Raw genomic sequence first — 5,826 nt, forward strand, 5'->3', positions numbered from 1 at the left:
GATATAGTTAATTCAATACTTTGAAAGGAGGAAAGTTATATGAAAAAGAAATTACTTGGGTTATGTTTTGGAGGTTTTTTAATATTTTTGTTTGCTTCGTGTAATGAATCTGGAATTGGCAGTGATGATTTACAAATAAATCCTGGAGAGCAGCCAATACTAAAAACAACAGGAGAGGAATCTGTAAAAATAACAAATGAAGAGATATCAGATATATCACCTCACAAATCTAATGAAGGTGATAATATAGAAACTCCCAGTAATTATATTAATAACTCTGATAGTAATAAAGATTCGGAGCAGCCGTCTTCGACAAATTAAGATATAGGTAATTCTAGAGCTATTTATCTTAGTAAAGATGTTCTATCAAAATTCTTTTATCTTTCTTGCAAAAATATTATGAAAAGATAAAATTATAGAAACCTCCAAGTTGCCTTAACTTGGAGGTTTTTTATTTTAAATATTTCTTTAAAATATATTAGATATTATTATTGCAAAAAGAAAGATTATATAATATCATAGTTTTAACAAACTTTAAAATACGGGATGGGAATTAATGAAAATTAAAAAGATTTTAAACAATAGCGTTGCAATTTCAAGTAACGGTGAACTACCACCGCACTAATAGAGGGCGGGACTTCGTGGGAAGTATCTGACTCATGTCGGATATATTAATCACGCTCTTCCTTCGGGTAGTTCCTATCCTGATATATGTTTTAATAGACTAAATGTGTTCTTCCTAACTCTCTAATATTTATACTTGCATTTAGATCTCTATCTATCTCTAAGTTACATTCATCTATATCTTTTTCAAATTCAGTTAGTAAAGAAACATATTAAGCACCGTTAGGCTCTTGGCTAATGGCAGCCGATTTAATTACATAATTTTTAGGTATCTGTCTATGAAGTTTAATTTTGCTTTGGAAGTTTTAAATAGTTACCTTCAGCTCTAATATTATTACTTGTAGATACTGTATTGTACGATTTTCTAGTTGACCTTTTTGTTTTAAATTTAGGAAATGCTGTACGATTTTGAAAGAAATTCTTATATCCAGTTTCTAAATTTTTAAGTGCTTGTTGCAATGCAATTGAATCAACCTCTAGAAATCTATTTTTTTATTGCTTTTTTAGAATTCTTCATTCTATTTTTCTCCCTCTTTACCCAAATTATATTTAATTGCCTTTTTGTTTTTTACTATTGTTATAACTTTTCTTTCCAATATTTTCATCACTATTAAATTTATAACAACAATTACAAAAGCTGCCACAGATAGAGAGATAAACCCATACCCTATTGTTAATCCAATAGCTGCTGTTATCCATAAAGTAGCTGCAGTCGTTATTCCTGAAACTTTATCATTGGAATAGACTATTGTTCCTCCACCTATAAATCCAACTCCTGTTATTACTTGAGCGGACAATCTTGTAATATCTAATTTGAAACTTTCCATGAGCTCAGGTTGTGAGGATATTAACTTTATTTGTCTTACAAACAACTCTTCCTGTAAAAGAGCTATAGTCGTAGCTCCTAAACAAACTAAGATTAAAGTTACAAAACCTGCTGATTTATTTTTTAACTCTCTTTCTAATCCTATACACCCCCCAAATATTGAAGAAATTGTTAGTCTAAACAGTATTTCTGGTAATCCTATCCCAGTCATAATTGTACTCCATTCTATATTTATTTATTTATTTATTTTTATTTGCTATGAACTGAACTCCTAAATCAGGAAAATCTGTAAATACTCCTGTAGAGTTTGCCTTATCAAATATGATTTCAAACATCTCATCAATGTTATCCACATAGCTTGGCAACGCGTCCTTTCTAACTGTATAGGGGTGTAGCTCTAAATTATTCTCTCCTATATACTGAACCAATGGAGTAACTTTTATATCCCCTTTTTTAGAATTATCTCCATCCACTAGCATATACCACGCTGGTCCAATTCCGTCAGCATACTTTGATAGCTCTTTTACACCTTCTGAAGTAAACATCCAGTCATAGCTAGAATTTATCCACTCTCCATTTTTATTTTTCTCCATAGTCTCATTCCAATCAGTATACGCAACTAACTGCACTAATTTTAAATCCATTCCCATCTCAGGCATAAGTTCTGTCTTAACTCTTTTCAATTCATTAAAATCAAAAGTTTGGAAATAAATTGGATCATCTTTACTTATATATCCATATTTTTTTAAAATTTGTAAAGTTTTTTTAGCTATATCTTTCCCTTCTTGATGATGTAACCAAGGTGCTTTTATCTCTGGATAGATTCCAATTCTCTTACCTGTTGTTTTTTCCAATCCTTGAATAAACTCTAACTCTTCCTCTAAAGTATGTATTTTAAATGTTGATTTCCATAGAGGGAATCTTCCCTCATAAACTAACTTCTCCTCACCATTCTCCACTTTAAAGTTTTCAGTCATATTCAAACTTTTTATTTCATCTAAAGTAAAATCCATCACATAGTATCTTCCATCTTTTCTGGCTCTATTTGGATATTTTTTAGCAACATCTGTCAACTCATCTAAATAGTGATCATGTATTACAATCACTCTATTATCCTTGGTCATAACTAAATCTTGCTCCAAGTAATCCGCTCCCTGACCAAAGGCCAAAGCTTTTGACTCAAGTGTATGCTCTGGTAGATATCCACTTGCTCCCCTATGAGCTATTATAAGTTTTTTATTATTTTGTGAAAAAGTAGCTAAAGATAATCCTATCACACCAAGTGTTAATAATATTTTTACGTTCATCTAACCCCCTTAATTTACATCAATAAATTTGGAATATAAAGAGCTATTGTTTCTGAATAAGTTAAAATAGCTAAAACCACTAAAAGTGCTAAAATAAATGGCAGCACCTCTTTTATAAACTCATCGAGTTTTACCCCAACTATGGTACATGTTGTAAACATCATAGAACCAAATGGTGGAGTTATTCCCCCTATCATAATATTAACAATCAAAATCACTCCAAATTGAATTGGGTCTATCCCAACCTTTAAAGCAGCTGGTACTAAAAGTGGAGCAAGAATTACCAGTGCAGCTCCTCCCTCTAAAAACATTCCAACAAAAAGTAAAAGTAAATTTACTATGAAAAGTAACATATATCTATTATCTGTAAATCCAACCAATAGATTTGTTATCATCTGTGGAATTCTTTCTAGCGTTAAATAGTACCCAAAAACTTTTGCCCCTATTATAAGAAGTATAACAGACCCCGTTCCATAAACTGTATCTTTTAAAATAATAGGTACATGCTCCCATTTAAGTTTTTTATACACAAAAACTCCAACTACAAAACAGAATAATACAGCAACTCCCCCAGCCTCTGTGGGTGTGAAAAGCCCCATACGCATTCCTAAAATAATTCCAAAAGGAATCAGTAGAGCCCATATAGAATCTTTAGCTTGAATTAAAATCTCTTTTATTGTAGCTCTTTTATCTCTAGTTGAAGCATAACCCCTCTTTTTAGAAATTATATGCACAACAAACATCAAAGAAATCGTCATCATAATTCCAGGTGTATAACCGGCTAAAAACATTTTAGCCACTGAAACATTGGCTATCAGCGAATAGATTATCAGGTTTGTACCTGGAGGTATCACTGGACTTACAGAGGATGAAGCAGCTGTAACTGCGGCTGAAAATGGTTTTGAAAAATTTCTTTTTACCATCTCTGGAACTAAAATTTTAGACTGCATAGCTGCGTCAGCATTTGCAGAACCTGAAATTCCTCCCATCATAGCACTTAGGACTACGTTAACTTGTGCCAATCCTCCAATCATATGTCCTGTTAGAACTTCCGCCATCTTCATTAAACTTGAACTAATTCCTGAAAAATTCATCACAGATCCAACCATTATAAAAAATGGAACTGCTAAATATGGAAAAGACTCCACTGAAGTTACAAATTGCTGAATAACTAAGTTAACAGACATTATATTGTTCTGAAATATAAAATAGTATAATGACGCTCCTATAAGTGCAAATGCAATCGGTATATTTAAGAAAAATAGTATGAATAAAATAATAACTGGTATAAAGGGTTCCATCACATCATCACATCCTCTATTTGCTCTTTAAACTCCTCTTCTTCCTCTGTTTTTTCAATCTCTAAACTATTAAAATTAACAATGTCATAAATAAAAAAATATACAGAGTAGATTGTCATTAGTCCAAAGGAAAGTGGTAAAGAACTATTTATATACACATATGAAACTTCCAAAGCTGAAGTTATCTTATCAGATGATGATGTGTAATTATAACTTAGATAAAACATTGAAGCTGATAAAACTAAAAGTAATGAGTTTGTTATAACTCTCAATACTCTTCTCCCTTTTAGAGGTAATATCTTTGTTACAACATCCACACCAATAAGTCCCCTTTTTCTATAGCTTGCAGTTGCTCCTAGATAGACAGTCCATATAAAGCAACCAACTGAAACCTCCTCTATCCAAGAGTATTGTATCCCTAAAAAATATCTCAAGAATACATTTACAATTACAAGAATTACAGTTATACTTATTGTTATACTTCCAAGTAATGCTTCAAACTCTATTGCTCTAAATTTTTTTAAAATATCATTACTCATCTAAAAGCCTCCAAACTAGAAAATCTATTTATTTCTAATTTTATTTAATTCATCCATTATTTGATTATAGATTCCTGGTGTCCATTTAGGGAATTGATTATATACATTTTCAATGGCTTTATTAAAGGCAGCTGCATCAACTTCATTAAATTTAACTCCAAGCTCCTCTAATTTTGTTTGATACTCTTTCTCTAATCTCACAGTTTCCGCAGTATTATAGATACTTCCATTGTATATCTCCTCTTCTATAACTTTTCTCTGCTCATCAGTTAACTCATCCCAAACCTTAGTTGAAATAGTTACAGCTGAAACTCCTAAAAGATGGTTTGTCAAGGAAACTTGCTTTCTCACTTCATATATTTTAGTTCCGTAGATTGTCATTAAAGATCCCTCTAATCCATCCACAACTTTTTGTTGAATTCCACTATAAACCTCTGTAAATGGAAGGGGAGCTGGATTAGCTCCCATAGCCTCCAAAGTTAACATATAAAGCTGGCTATTTGGAACTCTAATTTTTAAACCTTTTAAATCCTCTGGAGTTTTTATCTCTTTCTCTGTCAACATGCTTCTAAATCCGAATAGATAATCTAGTGATAAAACCTTAATCCCTTTTTTCTCGGCTTCAACATTCAAATTTTTAACTAAATCACTTTTAGTCATAGCTAAATACTCATCAAAATTATTGTACAGCATAGGTCCTACCACAGCATTATAATCTGGTACATAGTCCCCTAAGAAGTTTATTCCATCTACGGATATCCAGTTTGCTCCCCCAACAACCTGTTCCATACTATCTTTTCCTATTGGTAACTGTCCACCTGTAAAAACTTGTATCTCTAAACTATCTTTTAACCTCTCATTTATTTTATCAGCTACCTGATGAAAAGTTTTTGCAGTTTGCTCATCCTCAACAAATTTCATACTCATTTTAATAACTCTCTTTTGAGGAGCATTAACTTGTTGCGTTTCAGCAGTTTTTTCTTTTTTTCCTCCACATCCCACTAAAAAAACACTTAAAATCAACATTAAAACTTTTAAAAACCTGACTTTCATTCCTTTCCCTCCCTGATTAAATTTTTTTATTAAAAAAAGAGCTATTCAAAAAAGGCAAAAACCTTTTTTAACGAATAGCGCTTTCTCTCTCATCTCTGCTATTTTATAAAAACTCTTACTTTTCTTATATCCACATTCCAAACATTTAATCAATATATGTTTTTTCAGTACTAAGT

General features: G+C 31.6%; 7 protein-coding genes. 1 reads left to right on the forward strand and 6 read right to left on the reverse strand.

Translation table 11 applies throughout. The features are described from left to right. Window positions 1–39 precede the first annotated feature (39 nt). Window positions 40–321, forward strand: a complete 282-nt coding sequence (locus tag ACMOUI_RS04985) for a hypothetical protein (protein WP_418964636.1) — start codon at window positions 40–42, stop codon at window positions 319–321. 588 nt (window positions 322–909) lie between these two features. Here the strand turns inward: ACMOUI_RS04985 and ACMOUI_RS04990 are convergent. The 6 genes from ACMOUI_RS04990 to ACMOUI_RS05015 are packed head-to-tail and all read right to left on the reverse strand — an operon-like array spanning window position 910 to window position 5,650. After that, the gene (locus tag ACMOUI_RS04990) at window positions 910–1,083 is read right to left on the reverse strand and encodes a hypothetical protein (protein ID WP_418964637.1); all 174 of its coding nucleotides are present in this window, start codon (window positions 1,081–1,083) and stop codon (window positions 910–912) included. Window positions 1,084–1,142: 59 nt separating this feature from the next. Continuing rightward, window positions 1,143–1,661 carry an MgtC/SapB family protein gene (locus tag ACMOUI_RS04995; protein WP_418964638.1) on the reverse strand — a complete coding sequence of 173 codons (519 nt, stop codon included), beginning with the start codon at window positions 1,659–1,661 and terminating at the stop codon, window positions 1,143–1,145. Between the two features lie 28 nt (window positions 1,662–1,689). Next, window positions 1,690–2,757, reverse strand: coding sequence for a glycerophosphodiester phosphodiesterase (glpQ, locus tag ACMOUI_RS05000; protein ID WP_418964639.1), 1,068 nt, complete (start codon window positions 2,755–2,757; stop codon window positions 1,690–1,692). A 14-nt stretch (window positions 2,758–2,771) separates the two neighbouring features. Further along, on the reverse strand, window positions 2,772–4,058 hold the full coding sequence (locus ACMOUI_RS05005; protein ID WP_418964640.1) for a TRAP transporter large permease: 1,287 nt from the start codon (window positions 4,056–4,058) through the stop codon (window positions 2,772–2,774). Further along, entirely contained in the window at window positions 4,058–4,597 is a 540-nt protein-coding gene (locus tag ACMOUI_RS05010) for a TRAP transporter small permease (protein ID WP_418964641.1), read from the reverse strand. Before ACMOUI_RS05010 ends, ACMOUI_RS05005 begins: the two co-directional genes overlap by 1 nt. A 24-nt stretch (window positions 4,598–4,621) precedes the next feature. Continuing rightward, a complete protein-coding gene (locus ACMOUI_RS05015; protein WP_418964642.1) occupies window positions 4,622–5,650 on the reverse strand; it encodes a C4-dicarboxylate TRAP transporter substrate-binding protein in 1,029 nt (342 codons plus the stop codon). Between the last annotated feature and the right edge of the window lie 176 nt (window positions 5,651–5,826).

It is taken from the genome of Cetobacterium sp. (assembly GCF_048470075.1).
Lineage (GTDB): Bacteria > Fusobacteriota > Fusobacteriia > Fusobacteriales > Fusobacteriaceae > Cetobacterium_A.